The following is a 23,500-nucleotide window of genomic DNA, read 5'->3' on the forward strand; positions in this document are numbered from 1 at the left end:
CCGCCGGCGCACTTGTTGTCGCTGGCCCCCGATAGTGTGGACCAATGGCTACGAAGACTTCCCGGGGGCCGAAGGCGCCCGGCTATAAATGCGCCGAATGCGGCTGGACGACGGCCAAGTGGGTGGGCCGCTGCGGCGAGTGCCAGGCGTGGGGCAGCGTGGAGGAGACCGGCACCGCCGTCGCCCGGACGACGGCGGCCACGACGGTCCTGGAACCGGCCCGCCGGATCGCCGACGTCGACGCCACTACCGCCGCTTTCCTGCCCACCGGCGTGGATGAACTCGACCGTGTGCTCGGCGGCGGGCTGGTGCCAGGCGCCGTGATCCTGCTGGCGGGCGAGCCCGGGGTGGGCAAGTCGACGCTGCTGCTGGACGTTGCGGCCAAGTTCGCCCGCACGGCGCAGGACGTCCTCTACATCACCGGTGAGGAATCCGCGGCCCAGGTCAAGCTCCGCGCGGACCGGATCGACGCCGTCGCCGAATCCCTGTACCTGTCCGCCGAAACTGACCTGGGGCAGGCCCTGGGGCAGGTGGAGAAGCTGGAGCCGCGCCTGCTGGTGGTGGACTCAGTGCAGACCCTCAGCAGCGCCGACGTCGAGGGCAGCGCCGGCGGTGTGTCCCAGGTGCGCGAGGTGGCGGCGTCCCTGATCGCCGCGGCCAAGCGCCGCAACATGACCACGCTGCTGGTCGGGCACGTGACCAAGGACGGCTCCATCGCCGGGCCCCGGCTGCTGGAACACCTCGTGGACGTCGTCTGCCAGTTCGAAGGCGAACGGCACTCGCGGCTGCGGCTGCTGCGCGCGGTCAAGAACCGCTACGGACCCACCGACGACGTCGGCTGCTTCGATCTGAACGAGGACGGCATCGAGGGCCTCGCCGATCCCAGTGGGCTGTTCGTCTCCCGGACCAAGGAGCCCGTTTCGGGAACCTGCATCACGGTCACGCTGGAGGGCCGCCGGCCGCTGCTGGCCGAGGTGCAGGCGCTGCTCGCCGAGAGCGCCAGCTCCCAGCCCCGCCGCGCCACCAGCGGGCTCGACAGCTCGCGCGTCGCGATGCTGCTGGCCGTCCTGCAGCAGCGCGCCGGCTGCCTGCTGAACAAGGACGACTCATACGTGGCAACGGTCGGCGGGGTCAAGCTCAGCGAACCCGCCACGGACCTCGCCGTGGCCCTGGCTGTGGCTTCGGCCAAGGCCAGGAAGCCGCTCCCCCAGCGGCTCATAGCCTTCGGCGAGGTGGGCCTGGCGGGCGAAGTCCGCCCGGTGCCCGGCATCAACCAGCGCATCCAGGAGGCGCACCGGCTCGGCTTCACCCATGCCGTGGTACCGGCCAGCCCCAACGGGCACGGACCGGTTCCGGCGGGCTTCTCGGTCCGCGAGGTCGGCCACCTGGCCGAGGCCCTGGGACTGCTGATCAGCTGACGCCGCGAATGCCGGGTGGTCCGGTGGTCTGGGACCTCGGGATGATGGGCGTTATCGAGGTCCGCTGAGGCTGGAAATGCCCTCTTGCCAAAGATACCCCCCGGGGGTATGTTTGGCGTAGCCGCAGATGACTGAGCATCCGTCAGGAGCACACACCATGGAACACCGGCACAGCAGCCCCGGCGCGGACCAGGGCCTCAGGAACCACAGCCCGGGCGGGACGCCGCACGGCAACCATGCCGTGGGCTCCGCCGCGGATGAGCACACGGTACACAGCCACGGCCAGCATGCCGGGCACAGCGTCGCGATGTTCAGGGACAGGTTCTGGCTGTCACTGGCCCTGGCCGTGCCGGTGGTCTTCTTCAGCCCCATGTTCGCGGAACTCCTGGGCTACGCTCCTCCCGCCTTCCCCGGCTCAGCGTGGATCCCGCCGGTGTTCGGCACGGCAATCTACCTCTACGGCGGCCGTCCGTTCCTCAAGGGCGGACTCAATGAACTGAAGACGCGAAAACCGGGGATGATGCTGCTGATTGCCATGGCCATCAGCGTCGCCTTTATCGCCTCGTGGGTGACCAGCCTCGGCATCGGCGGTTTCGATCTCGACTTCTGGTGGGAGCTGGCGCTGCTGGTCCCCATCATGCTGCTGGGCCACTGGATCGAGATGCGCGCCCTCGGCTCGGCGCAGGGTGCGCTGGATGCCCTGGCGGCGCTGCTGCCCGACGAAGCGGAACGCGTCACGGCCGCCGGCACGGAGACCGTCAGCCTCGCCGAACTCCGCGCCGGGGACACCATCCTGGTCCGCCCCGGCGGCCGGATGCCGGCCGACGGCACCGTCAGCGGCGGGCAGGCCGAATTCGACGAATCCATGATCACGGGCGAATCAAAAACCGTCCTGCGGGCCCCGGGGGATCCCGTGGTGGCCGGAACCATCGCCACTGACAACTCCGTGCGGGTCCGGGTGTCGGCCATCGGCGAGGACACGGCCCTCGCCGGGATCCGGCGCCTCGTGGCCGAGGCGCAGGCGTCCTCCTCCCGGGCCCAGGCCCTGGCCGACCGGGCTGCGGCCTTCCTCTTCTACTTCGCGGCCGGCACCGGCGTCCTGACGTTCATCTTCTGGACCCTGATGGGCAGCATAGGAGACGCGGTCACCCGCACCGTGACGGTCCTGGTGATCGCCTGCCCCCACGCCCTCGGCCTTGCCATCCCGCTCGTCATCGCCATTTCCACCGAGCGCGCCGCCCGGGCGGGCGTCCTGATCAAGAACCGGATGGCCCTGGAGCGCATGCGGACAGTCGATGTCGTGCTGTTCGACAAGACCGGAACCCTGACCAGGGGCGAACCGGAACTCAAGGAAGTCGCCGCCGCAGACGCGGGAACAACCGGCCAAGACGCCGCGCAGGATACGGTGCTGGCACTCGCGGCCGCCGTGGAGGCTGACAGCGAACATCCCCTGGCCCGCTCAATCGTTGCCGCCGCCCGGGAACGGGGACTGAAACTTCCGACGGCGGACGGGTTCACGTCGCTGACCGGCCGCGGGGTCCGCGCCACGGTCGATGGCCGCACGGTCCAGGTGGGCGGTCCGGCCCTGCTCCGGGAGCTGGGTCTGCAGGAGCCGCCGGAGTTGGCCGCCACGACCGGCGCCTGGCTGAAGCGCGGCGCGGCGGTGCTCCATGTCGTGGACGGCGGCAGGGTCCTGGGTGCTGTCAGCCTCGAGGATGCCGTACGGCCCGAGTCCCGCCAGGCCGTCCGGGCCCTGCAGGCACGCGGCATCAAGGTGGCCATGGTCACCGGCGACGCCCGGCAGGTGGCGCACGCCGTCGCCGCCGAGCTCGGCATCGACGAAGTGTTCGCCGAGGTCCTCCCCGCCGACAAGGACAAGAAAGTGGCGGAGCTCCAGGGCCGCGGGCTGAAGGTGGCCATGGTGGGCGACGGCGTCAACGACTCCCCCGCGCTGGCACGGGCGGAGGTGGGGATCGCGATTGGCGGCGGCACGGACGTGGCCGTGGAATCTGCCGGCGTGGTCCTGGCCGGCAACGATCCGCGGGCTGTGCTGTCAATGCTCGACCTTTCCAGCGCGAGCTACCGGAAGATGTGGCAAAACCTCGTGTGGGCCACCGGATACAACATCATCTCGGTGCCGCTGGCTGCCGGTGTCCTCGCCTTCGCCGGAATTGTCCTGTCCCCCGCCGCGGGCGCCGTGATGATGTCGGCGTCGACCATTGTGGTTGCCCTGAACGCCCAGTTGCTGCGCAGGCTCAAGCTCAACCCGGCCGCGGTCAGCTGACCTGGTGGAGGCCCCCATGCCGGAAACCACCCGCCGTGAGTCATCATTCGGGAGATCGTATGCCCGGGTAGGTCCGCGGATGGACGCCCGCGGCGCAGCAGAGCACCGCCGCCGGCTCGTCGCGCCGGCGCACGGCTTCGTCATCGAAATCGGGGCGGGCTACGGGGCCACCTTCCCGTTCTACCCTTCCACGGTCTCCGGCGTGCTGGCCCTCGAACCGGACCCCACGCTCCGTGCGCTGGCCCTCGCCGCCGCCGGCAAGGCCCCTGTGCCCGTCACGGTGAGGGACGGCGTGGCGGAAGCGCTGCCGGCGGCGGATGCCTCGGCCGACGTCGTCGTCTCCAGTTTGGTGCTGTGCAGCGTGGCGGACCCGTCCCTCGCCCTGGCGGAGGTGGTCCGGGTCCTGCGCCCCGGCGGCCTGCTGCTGTTCTACGAACATGTCCGCTCAGCGCACCGCCTGCTGGGGGCTGCCGAAGACCTGCTCACACCGCTGTGGGGCCGGGTGGCAGGCGGATGCCACCCGAACCGTGACACCGCAGCCATGATCGCCGCGGCAGGCCTGAGCGTGCAGGGCATCGAGCGCTTCGGCTTTTCGGTGCTTCCCGGCAATCCGCGGCTGGCCCACGTCCTCGGCGCGGCGGGCAAATCCTGACCCCGCCCCGGCACAACGAAGAGGGGCGCCTGCCGCGATGGCAGACGCCCCTCTCATGATTTCGCTCCGGCTGAGCCGGCCTGGATTTGCTAGGCCTTCTTGGGCGGCAGCGCCAGCTTGAAGATCTTCGCCCACGTGGAGCCGACCTGCTTCAGCAGCGGACCCGTGGTGTACGGCAGTCCGTAGCGCTTGCAGATCTCCTGCACCTTCGGCTGCACCTCCGCGTAGCGGTTCGAGGGCAGGTCCGGGAACAGGTGGTGCTCAATCTGGTGCGAGAGGTTGCCGGTCATGAGGTGCATGAACTTGGAGCCGGAGATGTTGGCCGAGCCGATCATCTGCCGCACATACCAGTCACCGCGGGTCTCGCCCTCCACCATTTCCTCGGTGAAGGTGTCGGTGCCTTCGGGGAAGTGGCCGCAGAAGATCACTGCGTGCGCCCACACGTTGCGGACGGCGTTGGCGGTCAGCGTGCCGTAGAGGGCCTGCTTGCCGGAACCGGTCAGCATGGCGACGGCGGGAGTGGCGGCGTAGTCCTTGGTGAACTGCGTCAGTGCCTTGCGGCCGAGGGCCTTCAGGTCCTTGGTCAGGGCTTCCTTGGACTTCCGGCCCTCTTTGTAGTCCACCAGTTCGAGGTCGTAGATCGCGATGCCCCACTCGAAGACCGGTGCCAGCAGCGCGTTGTACAGCGGGTTGCCCAGGTTGAAGGGCGTCCATTTCTGGTCCGGATCCATCCGCAGCAGGTTGTATCCGATGTCGTTGTCCTTGCCGACCACATTTGTCCAGCGGTGGTGGAGATCGTTGTGGGTGTGCTGCCAGGAGCGCGCGGGGGTGACGAAGTCCCATTCCCAGGTGGTGGAGTGGATGTCCGGGTCCCGCATCCAGTCCCACTGCCCGTGCAGGATGTTGTGCCCAAGTTCCATGTTTTCCAGGATCTTGGCGAAGCTCAGCAGCGCGGTGCCGGCGAACCAGGCGGGCTTCTTCTTGCTGACAAGGAGCAGGGCACGGCCGGAGAGCTCCAGGCCGCGCTGGATCTTGATCATGCGGCGGATGTAGGCGGCATCGGCGGACCCGCGCTTGGCGAGGATGTCATCCTTGATGGCGTCGAGTTCGCGCCCCAGCTCCGCCACCTGCTCGTCGGAGAGGTGGGCGGCCGCGGGCGGACGCAACAGCGGGCTGCCGGTCTCGGCGAGGGCGCCGGGCCGCGTCTTCGCGACCGTGACGACCTTCGCTGTGTCGGCTGAACCGCTGGTGGCGGGGGTGTCGGCGTCGGAAAGGTCCGGTTTGTTGGAAACAATCGTCATGCGGTGATACTCCTCAGAGGTCGAGGTTAACGGGGCCGGCGGCTGCCGACACGCACGTCTGGATTAGTTGGCCGGGCTCGCCGTGCACTTCGTTGGTGCGCAGGTCACGGACGTGGCCGGCCCGCAGCGGGATGAGGCAGCTGTGGCAGATACCCATCCGGCAGCCGCTGGGCATGAGGATGCCGGCGTCCTCGCCGACATCGAGCAGCGGGGTGTCGCCATCGGCCTCGACTTCACGGTCGGAGGCCTCGAAGGTGACCAGGCCGCCGTCGTGCCCGGCGCCGCCGGCGAGGCTGGTGCTGAAGCGTTCGATGGTCAGGGTGCCCGAGCTGGCCGCGGCCTGCTGGGCGTCCTCCGCTTCGGCCTCCCACAGCGCCTCGGCGTCGTTGAGGAACCCTTCCGGACCGCATGCGTAGGCGGCGCGCTGGCGCCAGTCCGGGCAGAGCCGGTCCAGGTCGGCGGCCGAGGTGAAGTCCAGCCGTCCGCTCTCACCGGTGAACCAGTGCGTGACGCGCAGGTTGGGGAACTGGTCGGCGAGCTCGGCGAGTTCTTCACGGAAGATGGTGTCCGCGGCGGTGCGGGCTGTGTGGATCAGGACGACGTCCGAATCCGGGCGGTGCGGAACGAGCGTGCGGATCATCGACATCACCGGGGTGATCCCGCTGCCGGCCGTGAGCATGAGCAGCGGCCGCGGATGCTCGGGCAGGACGAAATCGCCCTGCGGGGGCGCCAGGAACAGGACGTCGCCGGGCTTGGTGCCGCGCACGAGGGCCCCGGAGACGGCGCCCATGTCGGTCACGGTGATTGCCGGGTCCTGTCCGGCGGGGGCGCTGAGCGAGTAGGACCGCCAGTGGCGGACACCGTCGAGCTCGACGCCAATACGGGCCCACTGGCCGGCAAGATGTGCTTGCCAGCCGCGGCCGGGACGGAAGAAAATGGTGGCGGAATCGGCCGTTTCTGGAACCACCCTGGTGACTACGCCGCGCAATTGGCGGGCGGAAAACACAGGATTGAACAGCGACAGAATGTCTTCTGGAGCTAGTGGGGTGGTCAGTAGAGATGCGGCGCGCGCCAGCTTACGGAGCCGGATCATTCATCAAGCTTATGTCAGATTGCGCCATACTTCTTCACCCAAGGCATACGATCGACTCAAGAAAACTATCCCGCCGCAACAACTCATCGGACTGTTCATGAACACATCCCCTGCCCGGGAGCCTGCCGGCCCCACCCCCGCCTACGATCCTCCCTGGCTGGCCCTGCCGCGGGAGGTCAGCGACATGCTGCGGCCGCGGATGCCCGGCATTGTGGAGGCCATCATCGAAGCCGTCCCGCAGCTCGTCCCGGCGTACGCCAGGCCGATCGAGGGGCGCTTTGGCAGGGGGCTGCGCAGGGGCGTGGCCGCGGCACTGGACCGCTTCCTGCAACTGCCCGGGACCCGGCTGCCGGCGCTGTCCGAGGAAAGCCGGGACCTGGTGGCCGGGCTGGGCAGCGGCGAGTTCCGGCAGGGGCGGAGCATGGACGCGCTCCTGAGCGCCTACCGGATGGGCGCCCGCGTGACGTTCCGGGAGATGTCCAAAGTCTCAGTGGAACATCATCTGGGCCAGGGCGTCGTGGTGGATCTGGGCGAATCGATCCTCGCGTACATCGATGAGCTGTCAGCGGTCAGCGCCGAGGCCTACGCCTTTGAGCAGTCCGAACGGGCCGGAGCAGTGGACCGGCGGCGCACCGAACTGCTGGACCTGCTCCTGCTCGGCCAGGCCGACGAGGCGGCCCTGCGCCAGACTGCGGCGATGGCGGACTGGTCCCTGCCCCAGCGCATGGCGGTGGTGACGCTGCCGCTGGACCGCGCGGCCGGGCTGCGGCTGCGCCTGGGCCCGGGCACCCTTGTGATTGAGCGCGAGACCGATGTTGTCGCCCTGGTGCCGGCGCGGATGTCGCGCTCCGCCCGGGACGACCTGGACCGTGCCCTGAAGGGGCGCGGCGCTTCCGTGGGACCGGCCGGGGGCTGGGAGAGGGTTCCGGACTCGCTGCGGCTGGCCGTGCTGGCCGCCGCAGCACTGCCTCCGCGGGAGGGACCGGATGACCCCCCGATCTGGGCCGACGAGCACCTGGCGCAGGTGATTCTCGGTGCAGAACCCTCGGCGATCACCGAACTCGCCAACCGCCGGCTCGCGCCGCTGGAAGGGCTCCGGCCCGCACAGCGCGACCGGCTCGCCGAAACCCTGCTCTCCTGGTTGCGCCACTGGGGCCAGCGGGCGCCCGTGGCCGCCGAGCTCGGGATCCACCCGCAGACCGTGGGCTACCGGGCAGCGCAGCTGCGCGAGCTCTTTGGCGACGCCCTCGAGGACCCAACGGCGCGCTTCGAACTCGAACTGGCCCTGCACGCCGGCCGGCGGTAGGCCAAGCCCGTCGGGCGGACCGCAGGTTACCCGGCGAGCGCCCGCCGGCTGTGGAGCCGCAGCTCCAGGTCGTGCATCACGAGCGCCGCCAGGTCCTCCAGCGCGGCAGTGTCCTCATCGCTGAACTCGCGGGGCTCACGGTCCAGGATGCAGAAGGTGCCCAGGTTGTAGCCGTCCGGAGTGCGCAGCGGCACCCCGGCATAGAACTGCAGGCCGAACTCGCCTGCCACGAGGGGGTTGGCCAGCGTCCGGGGATCGTTGACGGCGTCCCGGACAATCCAGGCATCGCCCTGCAGGACGGCGGAGGCGCACAATCCGGGGTCCCGGCCGATTTCCGTGACATCCGTGCCGTGGTGGGACTTGAACCAGATGCGGTCATGGTCCACAACACTGACAATCGCCACGGGCACCGAGAACATGCGTGCGGCCAGCGCCGCGATCCGGTCAAAGACGCCGTCCGCGGGAGTGTCCAGGATCCGGTACCGCTCGACCGCACGCATGCGCCCTTCTTCGTCGGTCAACAGCGCGGCCGGGTCCCGGCGGCGGCGTCCTGTGCCGCTGATGACTTCCTGGCGCAGGGCCAGGGACACTTCCCGGGCCGGCGGGCGGGCGGCCGGATCCCTGTCCAGCATGGAGGTCAGCAGGGCCGCCCACATGGGCGCGATGTCTTCGGGGACGTCCGGGTCGTGGAGCAACCGGGCCAGGGCGGACTGCACCGGCGCGCCCGGATAGGCCATTTTCCCTGTCAGGCCTTCCAGCAGGACCAGCCCCAGCGAATAGACGTCGCTGGCGGGGCCTGCCGGTTCGCCGGCAGCCTGTTCAGGGCTGAGGTAGGCCGGGGTGCCGGAGCTGTCATCGGGGTCGCCGTGGTGGCCTTCGCGGATGGTGATGGCCACGCCGAAGTCGCTGAGTTTGGCGCGGGCGCGCCGGTCCTCGACGCTGTAGTCCACGAGCAGGATGTTGGCCGGCTTGACGTCCCGGTGGATGATGCCGTGGTGGTGGATGTGCGCAAGACCGTCGGCGAGATCGTGTCCGATCAGCGCCATGTGGGCCGCCGACAGCGGACCCTCGGCCGAGCGGCGGCGCAGGTCGGGGCCGCGGACGAGTTCCATCACCAGATAACTGAGCCGGCGGGTCGGGTCACTGAGGTCCGTGCCGGCGTCGAACAGTGTCACGAGGGCGTGGTGGGCCATCCCCGCCAGGATCCGCACTTCATCGGCCTGCCTGCGGGTCCGCTCTTCGTCCACTGTCCCGTCGCGGAAGAGTTTGACTGCCACTTCACGCCCCAGGACCTCGTCCGTGGCACGGTACACGCTCGATTGGCTGCCCCTGCCAATGAGTTCTTCGATCCGGTAGCGCCCGCTGAGCAGGAAACCGGGGTCCATGGTTGTCAAAGGTCTACGTGGTCCCTCTAATGGGGCCGCCGCTGGAAGCGGGCGGATCAGTCCAAAGCCGGGACAAATCCCGGCACCCGCACCATAAGCAAGCTTACTTATCATAACGCGAAAACCGGATTCCGGAAGACTTCCCGGGACCCTTTCGGTCCGCCGCCTTGGGCTATTTTGCGGGGTTGTGGGTCCCGATCGGCACCAGGGTGAGGTCAGGGTGGTTCTTTTCGATCCGGCGCAGGGCCCAGACGTCGTTGAACAGGGCCAGGTATTCCCCGTCGGAGCGCAACAGGACTTCGGCGCCGGGGACGTTGGCCAGCGCCGGCATGGCGTCGGCGGTCGAGATCCGGGCCATGGAATACGGGAGCCGCTCCAGCCGCATCGGGGCGCTGAAGTCGTGCGCCATGCGGTCCTCGACCACTTCGAACTGCATGGGGCCGACGGCGGCAAGAACGGGCGCCTGGTCACCGCGGATGTCGGAGCGGAGCACCTGGATGACACCCTCGTGCTCGAGTTGTTCGATGCCGCGGCGGAACTGCTTGAACCGGCTCGGGTCCTTGGAGCGCGCCACCTGGAAGTGCTCCGGGGCGAACAGCGGGATCGCCGGGAACTCCACGGGCTGGTCCAGGAACAGGCTGTCCCCCACCCGGAGGGAGGAGGCGTTCACGAGGCCCACCACATCGCCCGGGAAGGCCTCGTCGATCACCTCGCGTTCGCGGCCGAAAACCTGCTGGGCGTACTTGGTGGCGAAGGATTTCCCCGTCCGGGTCTGGGTGACCACCATGCCGCGCTCGAACATGCCGGAGCAGACACGGATGAAGGCAACGTGGTCGCGGTGGGCCTTGTTCATGCCGGCCTGGACCTTGAAGACGAACCCGGCGAACGGGGCATCCACGGGGCGGGGGTCGCCGTCGACGTCGGGCCGCGGGGCAGCGGGCGGGGCGAAGTCGACGAGGGCGTCGAGGATTTCCTTGACGCCGAAGTTCAGCGCGGCCGAGCTGAAAAGGATCGGCGTCGCCTTGCCGGCGTGGAAGGCCGCGACGTCGAACGCCAGGTTGGATTCGATGACCAGCCCGGCCTCGTCCACGGCGTTGGACCAATCGTCGCCCTGGCTGGCGGCGGCCTCGTCGGGGGTGAAGTATTCGGTGAGGGCGATGTTGGCGCCGGCGTTGTTGCGCTTGAACTGCGCGAAGCGGTCGTTGCGCAGGTCCCAGACGCCGCGGAAGTCGCCGGAGATGCCAACGGCCCAGGTCAGCGGCATCGGCTGCAGGCCGGTGCGCTCGGTGATCTCGTCCATCAGCGCCAGGGCGTCCAGGCCGGGCCGGTCCCACTTGTTGATGACTGTGATGATGGGCAGGTTGCGCTGCTTGCAGACCTCGAAGAGCTTCATGGTCTGGGTTTCCAGGCCCTTCGCGGCGTCGACCAGCATGACGGCACAGTCCACGGCCGCGAGCACGCGGTAGGTGTCCTCGGAGAAGTCGGCGTGGCCCGGGGTGTCCAGGAGGTTGATGACGGTGTCCCGGTAGGCGAACTGCAGAGCGGCAGAGCTGATGGAGATGCCGCGGTCCTTTTCCATCTGCATCCAGTCCGAGACCGTCTCCTTGCGGTTGGCCTTTCCGCTGGAGGCGCCGGCCGTGCCGATCACCTTTGCGTGCAGCGCCAGGGCCTCCGTCAGGGTGGATTTGCCGGCGTCGGGGTGCGAAATGACCGCGAAAGTCCGGCGCCGGGCCGCCTGCTTGTGAATCTCCTGGACTCGGGCGGGGCTGAGGACTTCTTGAGACACGATGCTACTTTCGCTGCGGCAGTGGACGGGTCACGGCGCGGAGAGCCCGCGGTACACCCAAGGATCCAAGTTTATCGCAGGCCGCGGACCACGGTCGAAGCTGCGTCCGGACCGCGCATGAAGCTGCGCGAGGCCCGGGCACGAAGCTGCGGCCTTGCGGCGCCAAAATGCCGTCACGGACGGCGCCCGGGGCAGCCCTTCAGGAGGCCCGCGGCGGCACGCCGCAATGGACCACTTTAGGGCTTGCCTGTGCGGAAGTGGCCTTGCTTTACCCCTATCATGGGGAGAGCGGGGAACTGAGTACTTTGATCCTGCCGGGAGACCCTGGAATCCGGCGCACTTGCAGGCTCGTCCCTGCACCTTTGAAGGGAAATCTATGGCTCGGAGCCCTGAAGATGCGCTCAAGGCGACCCTGGCCAGGGTGGCACCGGGCACAGCCCTCCGCGACGGCCTGGAACGCATCCTCCGCGGCCGGACCGGCGCGCTGATCGTGCTGGGCATCGACAGGACCATCGAGTCCATCTGTTCGGGCGGCTTCGAGATCGGCATCGACTTCTCCCCCACCCGGCTGCGGGAACTGGCGAAGATGGACGGCGCCATCGTCTGCGACAAGGATGCCAGCAACATCCTGCGCGCGGCGGTCCAGCTCGTCCCGGATTCGAGCATCGAAACGCAGGAATCGGGCACCAGGCACCGGACCGCGGAACGCGTGGCCATCCAGACGGGCGTCCCGGTCATTTCGGTCAGCCAGTCAATGCAGATCATCGCGCTGTACGTGCACGGGCTGCGCCACGTCCTGGAGGGCTCCGAAAAGGTACTGGCCCGCGCCAACCAGGCCCTGGCAACCCTGGAACGCTACCGCTCGCGCCTGGACCAGGTCACCAGCTCGCTCTCGGCCCTGGAAATCGAGGCCATGGTGACGGTCCGTGACGTCGCGGTCACCCTGCAGCGCCAGGAAATGGTGCGCAGGATCTCCGAGGAAATCTCCCAGTACGTCCTGGAACTGGGCGAGGACGGCCGCCTGCTCTCGCTGCAGCTGGACGAGCTCACCGTCGGCCGCGGCCCGGGCAGCGACGTCATCATCCGCGACTACTCCGGGCCGGCCGCAACAGCGGAGGACATCGACAAAGCGGTCAAGGCCCTCGTCAGCCTGGGCCCAACCGAGCTGATCGACCTGGGCAAGATCGCCGGGATCGTCGGCTTCGCCGGCGGCGAGGCCAACCTCGACGCCGTCGTGCAGCCGCGCGGCTACCGCCTGCTCTCCGGGCTCAAGGCCGTGCCGAAGGCCGTCGCCGACCGGCTCGTCGACCACTTCGGCGGCCTGCAGTTCCTGATGGCGGCAACAATCGATGACCTCATGACCGTCGACGGGATCGGTGACCAGCGTGCCAGGACCGTCAGGGAGGGCCTGAGCCGCATGGCCGAGGCCAGCCTGCTGGACCGCTTCCTCTAACCCCCTCCACAAGCCCACCGGGGGGTAATCGGGGGGGTAACAGGAGTTATGCGGGTCAGCTGAGCTGGAACACGGCCTTGGGGCTGTTCTTGTTCGCCAGGCGCGCGGTGAAGACGTAGTAGGCGCCGCCGGCACCGGGCGTGGCCTCGACGGGCTCGCAGCCCTGCACCGTGCGGTTGCGCTGCCACGGGAAGTTCGCCGTCTCGCTCTTGCCCGGAGCAATGGTCTTCATCAGGTCCGCGCTCTCCGCCTGGCAGTCCTTGGAGGAGAAGATCCGGTCCGAGCCGCTGGTGATCATGTACTCCATCTGCGACGTCCCGATGTTGACCTCGCACGGGACCTTGTTGTTGTTGGTCACCGTGAGGCTCAGCAGCGGCTTCTCACCGGCGGCGTAAGCCTGTTTGTCGGTGGCGGCCGTAACGGTGATCAGATTCTGCTCGCAGCCCTCCCCCGATGTGGCCGTGGGTGAGGCCGAAGCCTCCCCGGACGCCGTCGGGCTCCCCGACGCGGAGCCAGCCGGGCTGGCCGCCGGCGACGCTCCTGCCCCGGACGGCTGGGCGCCGGCAGACTGGCCCCCGCCCATGGCATTCGAGACCGCCACAAAGCCGCCGAAGGCCACGGCGATGGCGAGCAGCAGGACCACCCCTGCAAACAGCCGGCGGCGGCGGTAGACCCGGCGCAGTGGGGGCCGTCCGGATTTGCGCCCGGATTGCCCCGGGGCGGAACCTTTCGGCCGCGAACCGCCCGTACCTGAAGTGCCTTGCCTGACCATTCTTCTAGCCTAGAGAACCACGCGGGCTATGGCGCCCGACCACGCCGCGGGACCTGACGCCGTCCCGATCCGTTACCCCGATCTATTACGCTGAATGGATCGAAACTCTAACCCCCACGCCCCCCGTATCCGCCGCGGCACTGCGGGACCCCCTGCCCGCCGGGGCGCCCGCCCGTGCCGACAATCTCCCAGCCCTCCATGCGGCCCTGGATGACTGGTTCGCGTCCAACGCCAGGGATCTGCCGTGGCGGGCCGCGGACTGCACGCCCTGGGGTGTGCTGGTCAGCGAAGTGATGCTCCAACAGACGCCGGTGGTCCGGGTCCTGCCGGTCTGGGAGGAGTGGCTGCGCCGCTGGCCGGAACCGGCAGATCTGGCCGGCGAACCCGCCGGGGAGGCCGTCCGGTCCTGGGGCCGGCTGGGATATCCCCGGCGCGCCCTGCGCCTGCATGCTGCCGCCGTCGCCATCAGGGACAGCCACGGCGGGGCCGTCCCCGGCACGTACACCGAGCTCCTGGACCTGCCGGGCGTGGGCAGCTACACGGCCGCGGCCGTCGCCGCGTTCGCCTACGGACGCCGCGAAACGGTGGTGGACACCAACATCCGCCGGGTCCACGCGCGGCTGGTCACCGGCTCTGCCCTGCCGGCCCAGGCCCTGACCGCCGCCGAAATGCGGCTGGCGGCATCCCTGCTTCCGGAACGCCCCGGCGCCTCGGTGCGCTGGAACGCCGCCGTCATGGAACTCGGCGCCCTGGTCTGCACTGCGCGGACCCCCAAGTGCGGCCAGTGCCCTGTCCGGGAGTCCTGCGCCTGGCTGGCGGCCGGGGAGCCGGCGCCGACGTACACGCCCAAGGGACAGGCCTGGCACGGCACGGACCGGCAGGTGCGCGGCGCCGTGATGGCCGTCCTGCGGGCAGCCGAGGAGCCCGTGGCGCCGGTCCTGTTCCACCAGGCTCCCGCGGACCTGGGCTTCGAACCGCAGGGCATCGGCATTCCGCTCGCGGCCCTGCACCGGCTCAACGCGGCCCCCGAGCAGCTGGAACGGGCGATGGCAGGGCTGCTGGGCGACGGCCTCGCCGAACTGCACCAGGGCGGCTTCCGGCTCCCGGGCTGAGGATCTACGCTGGAGCATGCGCAAGCTGGCGGCCGCGGCCGTGCTGGTCCTCACCGCAGTCGTGGCTGTCTCGTGCCGGCCGGAGGCCGCCTGCCCGGCGATCGCCCAGGCGCCCGTTGTGTCGCTCACGGTGGACCGGGAGTACGCCCCGTCAGTGCGGACCATCCATCTGGCCGCGTGCCAGGACGGCCGCTGCAAGGAGGCGGACCTCGAACTGGTTCCCGGGAGCACGGCCGTGGACCAAGGCTGCGAGCCGGGCCCCTACGGCGGCGACGGCGTCTGCTCGGCCACTTCTTCGCCCGACGGCACCCTGACCGGAATGCTGATGATGGAGACGCTGAGCGCCAGCCGGATCGAGGTGACGGCCACAGGCACGGACACCGCCGGGAACCCGCTGCCGGCCCGGACCGCGGCGTTCACGCCCCGGGCGGCACACCCGTTTGGTGAGCAGTGCGGAACCTTCATCACCGCCAGCGTGGTGCTCGACGCGGCCGGCCTCCGCCAGGCACCCTAGCGCTTACGGTTCTCCGAACCCCGAGCCGACCAGGCGTTCAAGGTAGTCGACCGCCTTGGCGGCGTCCGGGCCGCTGGCCTCCACGTGCAGGACGGTTCCCTTGCCGGCGGCAAGCATCATGAGCTCGGTCATGGAGGCGCCATCGGCGCCGTTCACGGTCACCTCGGCGTCCATGGCGGACAGGCCTCCGGCGATCTTCGCTGCCGGCCGGGCATGCATGCCGGTCTGGTTGACGAGTTCAAAGTCCCCGGTGGCGTCCGGCGGCTGCTGGTGCACATGCCCCGCCTCCGCGGGATGGGCGGGGGGCCGGTAGACGGCCTCGGCCGCGTCCTTCACCGCTGCCGCTTCGGCCCCTGCCTGGGCAGCCACCGCGGCCGCGACGAGTCCTTCGACGATGGGCGCGTCAGCAATCAGCACCGAGCCTGGATCGGCTGCAAACTCCGCAGCGGACTCGGCCGTCATCACCGCGGAGCCGAGGTCGGCGAGCACCACCACACCGTCACCGGCAGCCTGCTCCAGGGCCGCCATGACCTTGTCCAGGCTCGTGCCGATGCGGCCGTCGTCGGTGCCGCCGGCGGGGAGGATCAGGACGTCGGGAGCCATCTGCGCGGCGAGTTCGACGGCGCCGTCCGCGATCTTGGAGCTGTGCGAGACGACCACCAGCCGGACTGTCATTCGGCCGCTCCGGCCGCGGCGCGCAGAATCAGCGCGCTGGAGACCGCTCCGGGGTCGCGGTGGCCGATGCTGCGCTCCCCCAGGTAGCTGGCCCGGCCCTTGCGGGCGAGCATCGGATCCGTGGACACGGCGCCGGCTTCGGCGGCTTCCGCCGCGGCAAGCAGCACCTTTCTGACGTCCCCGTCGCCGTCGCCAGCCGCTGCGGCGGCCGCCTCGATCGCGGGAGTCCAGGCGTCCACCATGGTCTTGTCGCCGGATTCGGCCTTGCCGCGGGCGACGATCCCGTCGCGGGCGGCCTGCAGCGCGGCGGCGAGGGTGGCGGCGTCGACGTCGGAGCTCTCACCCAGGGCCGTGGCGGCCCGCAGGAACGCCGTGCCGTAAAGCGGGCCGGCCGCCCCGCCAACCTTGGACATCAGCGTCATGGCCGTCAGTTTCAGCGCCGCGGCCGGGGTTTCCGGCGGCGCCTCGGCAAGTTTGTCCATCACGGCCCTGAAGCCGCGGTCCATGTTCTCGCCGTGGTCCGAGTCCCCGATAGGCCGGTCCAGCTCGATCAGTTCCACCCGGTGTTCCGCCATGGCCTGCGCCGAAAGCGTCAGCCACCGCACCGCCCAGCCGACGTCCAAGCCCACGGTCAGACGCCCCAGCGAAGGGCCGGAGTGTGCACTGGAGCGTCCCAGAGCGTTGTCATCTCGTCATCGAGGCGCAGGACAGTGATGGAGCAGCCCTGCATTTCGAGGGAGGTGATGAAGTTGCCCACCAGGGAGCGGGCCACGGTGACGCCCTGCTCGGCCAGTTTCTGCGCGGCCCTGCGGTAGACGATGTACAGCTCGCTTTGCGGGGTGCCGCCCATGCCGTTGACGAACAGGAGCACCTGGTCCCCGGAAGCAAGGCCGAGGTCGCTGACCACCGGATCCAGGAGCCGGTCGGTGATGCCGTCGGCGTTTTCCATCGGGATGCGGTGCCGTCCCGGTTCGCCGTGGATGCCGATGCCGATCTCGATCTCGTTTTCCTCGAGCTCAAAACTGGGCACCCCGGCATGCGGAACGGTGCAGGCGGACAGCGCCACGCCCATGCTGCGCACGTTCTGGTTGACGCGGTCACCGATCGCGGCGACGGCGTCCAGGTTGTCACCGCGCTCCGCGGCCGCACCGGCGATTTTCTCGACCAGGACGGTGCCGCCAACGCCCCGGCGCCCGGCCGTGTACAGCGAATCCTCCACGGCGACGTCGTCGTTGACGAGCACGGTGCGGATCTCGACGCCTTCGGCCTGCGCGAGTTCGGCGGCGGTTTCGAAGTTCAGGACGTCACCGGTGTAGTTCTTCACGATGTGCACGACGCCGGCGCCGGAGCTTACGGCCAGCGTGGCCGGCAGGATCTGGTCCGGAGTGGGAGAGGTGAACACGGCGCCCGGGACGGCGGCGTCGAGCATGCCCAGGCCCACGTACCCGCCGTGCAGCGGCTCGTGTCCGCTGCCGCCGCCGGAGACGAGCCCGACTTTCCCTGCGACGGGAGCGTCCTTGCGCACGATGTACTTCGGGTCCGGGAAGACGGTCACGAGGTCGGCGTGAGCAAGCCCGAACCCTTCCACTGACTCGTCGACCACGGCTTTGGGATCATTGATGAGTTTCTTCATGGCGGTGCTCCCTGGATGGTGTCCTGGCTGCTTGCTTAGACCCTACTACCGGGGCACGGCCGGCGGTAGGCTCCCCGTTCCCCCGGCCCGGGCTCCCTGGCGGGCTGCGAATCCCGGGGCGGCGGGGTTGTGGCCGTGCGTTCCAAACCCCCGCGCTTCAGGCTTGCTGGTCGGCCCACGCCGGAGAATGCGGCCAGGCATCCACGCCCAGCCATGAGAACGGCGGCGCGGTGAGCCGGCCCTTGCGGGCGCGGGACGCGGCCGGCGGTCCTGACGCGGCAGATACCGCCCCGGCGGTCTGCCCCGTCACGCCGGCGCCGGCGCCGGGCGAGGAGTGGTTGGCGGGCTCGGGCGGCAGCGCTTCCAGCGGCTGGTCCGGCGGCCCTGCCGGAGCGCTGGCGATTGACCTGTGGATTGCGGAGAGATCGGGAAAAATCACGGCTTTGTGCAATTTTTTGCCTCCGGAAGTATGGCGGCCCACCCCCTGGGCCGGCATCAGTTTATCCATCAAATTTATTGAAGGGAAGCCCTGCGTGGACGTCGAGTTCCTGGCGGCCGCCGACGCCGGCGCCGTCTTCGCCGGCCGGGACGCCGCCTTCGCCGGCCCGGGCGCAGCCGCAACCCGGCGAGGGCTACAGCTCCTTGATCATCCTGGTGTTGCCCAGCGTGTTCGGTTTAACCCGCGCCAGGTCCAGGAACTCGGCCACGCCTTCGTCGTGCGAGCGCAGGAGCTCGGAATACACCACGGGGTCGACGGCGGTCTGGTCAGCCATGACTTCAAAGCCGTGCTTCTTGAAGAACTCCACTTCGAACGTCAGGCAGAAGACCCGGGAGACTCCCAGCGCGCGGGCATCCTCCAGCAGGCGCTCCACCAGCGCGTGGCCCACGCCCTTGCCGCGCCAGACGTCCGAGGCCGCGAGCGTGCGGACCTCGGCGAGGTCCTCCCACATGACGTGCAGCGCCCCGCAGCCGATCACCTCACCGTCTTCGGATTCTGCGATCCGGAACTCCTGCAGGCTTTCGTAATAGGCCACGGTTTCCTTGGCCATGAGGATCCGCTGGTCAGCCAGCGGCGCCACGAGGGTCTTGATGGCGCCAACGTCGTCGGTGCGGGCGGGGCGGATGCGGATCGTCTCAGTGGCGGTCTCAGTCACGGTCTCAGTCACAGCCCAATCTTACGGGTGCCCCGGGCGCGGCCGGCTCCCTGCCGGCACGGGCCCCGGGCCGTCAGAGACCTAGTTCGTCGGGGACGGGAACGTCCTTGTCCAGCAGGTTCCTGGCCAGGAAGTGCTCCACGACGCCGTACCAGACCTTGGCGTGCTGCGGCTGCAGGATCCAGTGGTTCTCGTCCGGGAAATACAGGAAACGGTGGTCCGTTTCGCCGTTTCCGTCCGCCGCCAGCTGCGACTTGGCGAGCAGCTCGTACCAGAGCCGGAGTCCCTCGCCGATCGGCACGCGGTAATCCTTGTCGCCATGGATGACCAGCATGGGAGTGCGGATGTTCTCCACGTGCAGGTGCGGGGAGTTCTCCAGCGCCATCTCTGCCGTCATCTCCTTGAGCCAGTACTGCGCGGCGTCGGTGGTGGGGCCGAACTGGTCCAGGGCCCAGAGGCTGGCGTGCGTGACGATTGCCTTGAAGCGGTCCGTCTGCCCGGCCACCCAGTTGGCCATGTACCCGCCGAACGAGCCGCCCATGGCGGCCGTGCGCGTCTGGTCGATGTCGGAGCGCTGCACGACGGCGTCGGTGATGGCCATCAGGTCGGTGAACGGAGCCTTGCCCCATTCCCCCCAGCCGCGCTGGATGTGGTCCTGACCGTAGCCGGTGGAGAGGGCAGGGTCCGGGAGTAGCACCGCGTAGCCGCGCGCCACCAGCAGCCACGGGTTCCAGCGCCACGTCCAGGCGTTCCAGGATCCCAGCGGGCCGCCATGGATCCAGAGCAGCAGCGGGGCCGGTGCCGCGGCGGACGCGCCCTCGGGGAGGGCCAGGTACGCGGGCACAAGGGCGCCGTCGGCCGCCGTCGTCTCCACGCGCTCCAGCGTGCCCTTGAAGTGCGGGCGTTCCGCGGGCGCGGGCAGGCGGACGACGTCACCGGAGGCGAGGTCGATCCGCACAGGTTCGGCGGGGAATTCGTAGGAGCTGCGCAGGGCGTAGGCGCTGCGTCCGTCCGGTGCGACGACGACGTCGGTGTACGCCGCGGCGTCGGCCGTCAGGCGTAGCACCTGGGCCGCCCCGTCCGGGTCTCCGGCCACACCGATCCGGAATACCGGCGATGCGCCGTCCTCGTCGGCGGTGACCAGCAGGGCCGATCCGTCCGGCAGCCATGCGGCGGGGCGGGCCCAGCGGTCCCAGTCATGGGCGAGCGGCGTCAGGGCGCTGCCCCCTGCCGCCGGGCCAGTGACGTGGAGGAGGTGCAGCTTGACCTGTGGCGCCGCCAGCGGCGTGGTGTCGCTTTCGCTGACCACCACCAGGCTCCGGCCGTCCGGGCTGACCGGGCCCGGGAAGTAGCTCAGGCCTTCCGTGTCCAGCAGGACCGTGCGGGTGCCGGTGGCGACGTCGATGGCGACCAGCACGGAACGTGAATCGGCGTTGGCGAGGGGCTTGGCGAAGCTGCTGTAGATCGTCGTGCCGTCCGGACTGAGCACCGATTCGGCGTCCCTGAGCCGCGTTCCGGCGTCGGGCGTCAGGTTGCGCAGCTTCAGCGGCGGCGCGTCGTCGACGGTGGCCGGCTTTCCGGCCTCCAACGGGTCTCCGGGTTCGACGGCGAACAGCCGCGGCTGCGCCGGGCCCAGGTCCGCGTCCCAGTAGCGGACTGGGTAGCCGCTGTGCAGGATGGCCGCGACCTTGTTGTCTTTGCGCGCTTTCCGGCGTTCCTCGTCATTGTCCTCGTCCGTGGAGCCTGCCAGGACCGAGGCCGCGACCACCACGGTGTCGGCGTCCTTGGCGGCGTGGACCCCGCCGATTCCGCCGGCCCGGGACAAGGCCACCCGGGCTTCGCCGCCGTCGGACGGCAGGATCCAGAGGGCGTTCACCGGGTCGGCCTCGGGGCTCTCCGGGTCGGGACGGGCCGAGGTGAAGTACAGGTCGCCGTTGGCGGCAAACACCGCACCGGCCTCCCCTTTGGCGCTGCGCGTGATCCGGCGGGCCTGTTTGGCCCCGCCCGGATCCACCTCCCACAGAGCGGTGCAGTATTCGGTGCCCTTCGCGCCGAGTGTCGCCACGGTGGTCACCAGCCGGGTGCCGTCCGGGCTCAGCGTCAAACCGCTCACTCTGGGGATCGCGAGGTAGTGGTCCAGATCGTGGAAGGGGGTCTCGGGTTGTTCGCTCAGGGTCTCTGAGTCCTTAGCAGCCATGCACCGATTCAACACCGAATGTGGCATCGATCACAAAACGTTCACTAAGAGTGAAACATTGCTTTCAGATAGGGCTCCCGAATCATGCGGGACGGGCCCTGGCGCTTCAGCACGGACACCGTCCGCCGTTCGCCGAAGATGGCCGCTAAGCCAGCTCCCATAGCGGCCATCTCTGGCAAATGGTTCACGACGGCGGGCAACGCAAAGGCCCCGCCGTCCCTTTCGGGGCAGCGGGGCCGTTGTTGATGGTGCTTAGACGCTCGGAGCGATCTCCGGGATGCGCGGCTTGGCGTTGCCGGCGAAGGTGAACTTCGCGTCGTCGCCTTCGCCTTCGACGTCCACCACGACGATGTCGCCGGAGTGCAGTTCGCCGAAGAGGATCTTCTCGGAGAGCTGGTCCTCGATCTCGCGCTGGATGGTGCGGCGCAGCGGCCGGGCACCCATGGCGGGGTCGTAGCCGCGGGTCGCCAGGAGCACCTTGGCCGCGGACGTGAGCTCGATGCCCATGTCCTTGTCCTTGAGGCGCTTCTCCAGGCGGGCGACGAACATGTCCACGATCTCGATGATCTCGTCCTGGGTCAGCTGCGGGAAGACCACAACATCGTCAACACGGTTCAGGAACTCGGGGCGGAAGTGCTGCTTGAGCTCTTCCGTGACCCGGGCCCGCATCCGGTTGTAGCCGGTCTGCGTGTCCGTGCCGGACTGGAAGCCGGTGGCAACGCTCTTGGAGATATCCCGGGTGCCGAGGTTCGTGGTCATGATGATCACGGTGTTCTTGAAGTCCACCACGCGGCCCTGGGAGTCGGTCAGGCGGCCGTCTTCCAGGATCTGCAGGAGCGAGTTGAAGAGATCGGCGTGCGCCTTCTCCACTTCATCGAACAGGACCACGGAGAACGGACGACGGCGGACCTTCTCGGTCAGCTGGCCGCCTTCCTCGTAGCCCACGTAGCCCGGAGGGGCACCGAAGAGCCGCGACACCGTGTGCTTTTCCGAGTACTCGGACATGTCCAGGGTGATCAGGGCGTCTTCCTCGCCGAACAGGAACTCGGCGAGGGCCTTGGCCAGTTCGGTCTTGCCGACGCCGGTGGGGCCGGCGAAGATGAACGAGCCGCCCGGACGCTTGGGGTCCTTGAGTCCTGCACGGGTGCGCCGGATCGCCTGGGACAGGGCCTTGATAGCCTCGTTCTGGCCGACCACGCGCTTGTGGAGCTCGTCTTCCATCTTCAGCAGGCGCGAGGACTCTTCCTCGGTCAGCTTGAAGACCGGGATGCCGGTGGAGTTCGCCAGCACTTCAGCGATGAGGTCTTCATCAACTTCGGAGATGTCGTCCATGCCGCCGGTCTTCCACTGGCGTTCCTTTTCGGCGCGCTCGGCAATGAGCTTCTGCTCCTTGTCGCGCAGCGACGCGGCGCCTTCGAAGTCCTGCGCGTCGATCGCGGATTCCTTCTCCAGCTTCATGGCGGCGATCTTCTCGTCCATGATCTTGAGCTCCGGCGGGGCAGTCATGCGGCGGATGCGGAGCCGCGCACCGGCCTCGTCGATCAGGTCGATCGCCTTGTCCGGCAGGAAGCGGTCCGAGATGTAGCGCTCGGAAAGGGCCGCCGCCGAGGCGAGGGCGCCGTCGGTGATGGTGACGCGGTGGTGCGCCTCATACCGGTCGCGGAGGCCCTTGAGGATCTCGATCGCGTGCGCGACGGAGGGTTCCTTGACCTGGATCGGCTGGAAGCGGCGCTCCAGCGCGGCATCCTTCTCGATGTGCTTGCGGTATTCGTCCAGCGTGGTGGCACCGATGGTCTGGAGCTCGCCGCGGGCCAGCATGGGCTTCAGGATCGAGGCCGCATCGATGGCGCCTTCGGCGGCACCGGCGCCCACCAGGGTGTGGATCTCATCGATGAACAGGATGATGTCGCCGCGGGTGCGGATCTCCTTGAGGACCTTCTTCAGGCGCTCTTCGAAGTCGCCGCGGTAGCGGGAGCCGGCCACGAGGGACCCGAGGTCCAGCGTGTACAGCTGCTTGTCCTTGATGGTCTCCGGGACGTCCCCGCGGACGATCGCCTGGGCCAGGCCCTCGACGACGGCGGTCTTGCCGACGCCGGGCTCACCGATCAGCACGGGGTTGTTCTTGGTGCGGCGGGAAAGGACCTGCATGACGCGTTCCATTTCCTGCTCGCGGCCGATCACGGGGTCCAGTTTGTTCTCGCGCGCCGCCTGGGTCAGGTTGCGGCCGAACTGGTCCAGGACAACGGACCCGGCCGGGGTCCCCTCAGCCTGCCCGGGGCCGACACCGGCGCCCGTGGCTTCCTTGCCCTGGTAACCCGAGAGCAGCTGGATGACCTGCGAGCGGACCCGGTTCAGGTCTGCGCCGAGCTTGACGAGCACCTGGGCGGCAACGCCTTCGCCCTCCCGGATAAGGCCGAGGAGGATGTGCTCGGTACCAATGTAGTTATGGCCCAGCTGCAGCGCCTCGCGCAGCGAGAGCTCCAGGACCTTCTTGGCGCGGGGGGTAAAGGGGATGTGGCCGGAGGGCGCCTGCTGGCCCTGGCCGATGATCTCCTGGACCTGCTCGCGGACACCGTCGAGCGAAATGCTCAAGGATTCAAGGGCTTTGGCGGCAACACCTTCACCCTCATGGATCAGACCCAAGAGGATGTGTTCGGTACCAATGTAATTGTGGTTCAGCATGCGTGCCTCTTCTTGGGCAAGCACAACTACGCGACGGGCACGGTCCGTAAATCGCTCAAACATTTCGCCACACTCCTAGCTAC

Annotated in this window: 19 protein-coding genes; 7 read left to right on the plus strand and 12 right to left on the minus strand. The window is 69.0% G+C overall.

Annotation, left to right across the window (positions count from 1 at the left end):
- The first annotated feature begins 44 nt into the window (after positions 1–44).
- The 3 genes from radA to AC1DHX_RS00845 all read left to right on the plus strand — a co-directional run bounded on the left by radA (position 45) and on the right by AC1DHX_RS00845 (position 4,354).
- Positions 45–1,418, plus strand: a complete 1,374-nt coding sequence (radA, locus tag AC1DHX_RS00835) for a DNA repair protein RadA (protein ID WP_223914678.1) — start codon at positions 45–47, stop codon at positions 1,416–1,418.
- Positions 1,419–1,575: 157 nt separating this feature from the next.
- Positions 1,576–3,702, plus strand: coding sequence for a copper-translocating P-type ATPase (locus tag AC1DHX_RS00840; protein ID WP_476859497.1), 2,127 nt, complete (start codon positions 1,576–1,578; stop codon positions 3,700–3,702).
- A gap of 79 nt (positions 3,703–3,781) precedes the next feature.
- Positions 3,782–4,354, plus strand: a complete 573-nt coding sequence (locus AC1DHX_RS00845) for a class I SAM-dependent methyltransferase (protein WP_476859498.1) — start codon at positions 3,782–3,784, stop codon at positions 4,352–4,354.
- A gap of 89 nt (positions 4,355–4,443) precedes the next feature.
- Here AC1DHX_RS00845 and AC1DHX_RS00850 read toward each other — a convergent pair whose 3' ends face one another.
- Both AC1DHX_RS00850 and AC1DHX_RS00855 read right to left on the minus strand, forming a co-directional pair.
- Positions 4,444–5,655 (minus strand): fatty acid desaturase family protein, encoded by a 1,212-nt coding sequence (locus AC1DHX_RS00850; protein ID WP_243178328.1) that lies wholly within the window; start codon positions 5,653–5,655, stop codon positions 4,444–4,446.
- Positions 5,656–5,668: 13 nt separating this feature from the next.
- Entirely contained in the window at positions 5,669–6,748 is a 1,080-nt protein-coding gene (locus AC1DHX_RS00855) for a ferredoxin reductase (RefSeq protein ID WP_028276907.1), read from the minus strand.
- A 97-nt stretch (positions 6,749–6,845) separates the two neighbouring features.
- Here AC1DHX_RS00855 and AC1DHX_RS00860 point away from each other — a divergent pair, with 97 nt between their 5' ends.
- A complete protein-coding gene (locus AC1DHX_RS00860) occupies positions 6,846–8,054 on the plus strand; it encodes a PucR family transcriptional regulator (protein WP_476859499.1) in 1,209 nt (402 codons plus the stop codon).
- 26 nt (positions 8,055–8,080) lie between these two features.
- Here the strand turns inward: AC1DHX_RS00860 and AC1DHX_RS00865 are convergent, their stop codons facing one another.
- Both AC1DHX_RS00865 and AC1DHX_RS00870 read right to left on the minus strand, forming a co-directional pair.
- Complete coding sequence (locus tag AC1DHX_RS00865; protein WP_476859583.1) at positions 8,081–9,439, minus strand: protein kinase domain-containing protein; 1,359 nt, start codon at positions 9,437–9,439, stop codon at positions 8,081–8,083.
- 172 nt (positions 9,440–9,611) lie between these two features.
- Positions 9,612–11,225, minus strand: a complete 1,614-nt coding sequence (locus AC1DHX_RS00870; RefSeq protein ID WP_028276909.1) for a peptide chain release factor 3 — start codon at positions 11,223–11,225, stop codon at positions 9,612–9,614.
- Positions 11,226–11,601: 376 nt separating this feature from the next.
- Here AC1DHX_RS00870 and disA point away from each other — a divergent pair, with 376 nt between their 5' ends.
- Positions 11,602–12,678: a DNA integrity scanning diadenylate cyclase DisA gene (disA, locus tag AC1DHX_RS00875; RefSeq protein ID WP_018774911.1), complete on the plus strand. Its 1,077-nt coding sequence runs from the start codon at positions 11,602–11,604 to the stop codon at positions 12,676–12,678.
- Positions 12,679–12,733: 55 nt separating this feature from the next.
- On the opposite strand, the gene AC1DHX_RS00880 is transcribed toward disA, so the two are convergent.
- Positions 12,734–13,450: a hypothetical protein gene (locus AC1DHX_RS00880; RefSeq protein ID WP_476859500.1), complete on the minus strand. Its 717-nt coding sequence runs from the start codon at positions 13,448–13,450 to the stop codon at positions 12,734–12,736.
- A 275-nt stretch (positions 13,451–13,725) separates the two neighbouring features.
- Here AC1DHX_RS00880 and AC1DHX_RS00885 point away from each other — a divergent pair, with 275 nt between their 5' ends.
- Together AC1DHX_RS00885 and AC1DHX_RS00890 are read left to right on the plus strand one after the other, a co-directional pair.
- Positions 13,726–14,562, plus strand: a complete 837-nt coding sequence (locus tag AC1DHX_RS00885) for an HhH-GPD family protein (RefSeq protein WP_476859501.1) — start codon at positions 13,726–13,728, stop codon at positions 14,560–14,562.
- 16 nt (positions 14,563–14,578) lie between these two features.
- Entirely contained in the window at positions 14,579–15,076 is a 498-nt protein-coding gene (locus tag AC1DHX_RS00890; RefSeq protein WP_476859502.1) for a hypothetical protein, read from the plus strand.
- A gap of 3 nt (positions 15,077–15,079) precedes the next feature.
- On the opposite strand, the gene dhaM is transcribed toward AC1DHX_RS00890, so the two are convergent.
- The 7 genes from dhaM to AC1DHX_RS00925 all read right to left on the minus strand — a co-directional run bounded on the left by dhaM (position 15,080) and on the right by AC1DHX_RS00925 (position 23,480).
- A complete protein-coding gene (dhaM, locus tag AC1DHX_RS00895) occupies positions 15,080–15,751 on the minus strand; it encodes a dihydroxyacetone kinase phosphoryl donor subunit DhaM (protein WP_243178322.1) in 672 nt (223 codons plus the stop codon).
- Positions 15,748–16,380, minus strand: a complete 633-nt coding sequence (gene dhaL / locus AC1DHX_RS00900; protein WP_223914688.1) for a dihydroxyacetone kinase subunit DhaL — start codon at positions 16,378–16,380, stop codon at positions 15,748–15,750. The genes dhaM and dhaL overlap by 4 nt, the downstream gene beginning before the upstream one ends.
- A gap of 2 nt (positions 16,381–16,382) precedes the next feature.
- Positions 16,383–17,384, minus strand: a complete 1,002-nt coding sequence (gene dhaK, locus AC1DHX_RS00905; protein ID WP_476849901.1) for a dihydroxyacetone kinase subunit DhaK — start codon at positions 17,382–17,384, stop codon at positions 16,383–16,385.
- Positions 17,385–17,541: 157 nt separating this feature from the next.
- Positions 17,542–17,823, minus strand: a complete 282-nt coding sequence (locus AC1DHX_RS00910) for a hypothetical protein (protein WP_476859503.1) — start codon at positions 17,821–17,823, stop codon at positions 17,542–17,544.
- 193 nt (positions 17,824–18,016) lie between these two features.
- Positions 18,017–18,550 carry an amino-acid N-acetyltransferase gene (locus tag AC1DHX_RS00915; protein WP_230009315.1) on the minus strand — a complete coding sequence of 178 codons (534 nt, stop codon included), beginning with the start codon at positions 18,548–18,550 and terminating at the stop codon, positions 18,017–18,019.
- 61 nt (positions 18,551–18,611) lie between these two features.
- Positions 18,612–20,735 (minus strand): S9 family peptidase, encoded by a 2,124-nt coding sequence (locus AC1DHX_RS00920; protein ID WP_476859504.1) that lies wholly within the window; start codon positions 20,733–20,735, stop codon positions 18,612–18,614.
- Positions 20,736–20,987: 252 nt separating this feature from the next.
- Positions 20,988–23,480: an ATP-dependent Clp protease ATP-binding subunit gene (locus AC1DHX_RS00925; protein ID WP_028276917.1), complete on the minus strand. Its 2,493-nt coding sequence runs from the start codon at positions 23,478–23,480 to the stop codon at positions 20,988–20,990.
- Positions 23,481–23,500 lie beyond the last annotated feature (20 nt).

It is taken from the genome of Arthrobacter sp. 05N33_2, from assembly GCF_056397425.1.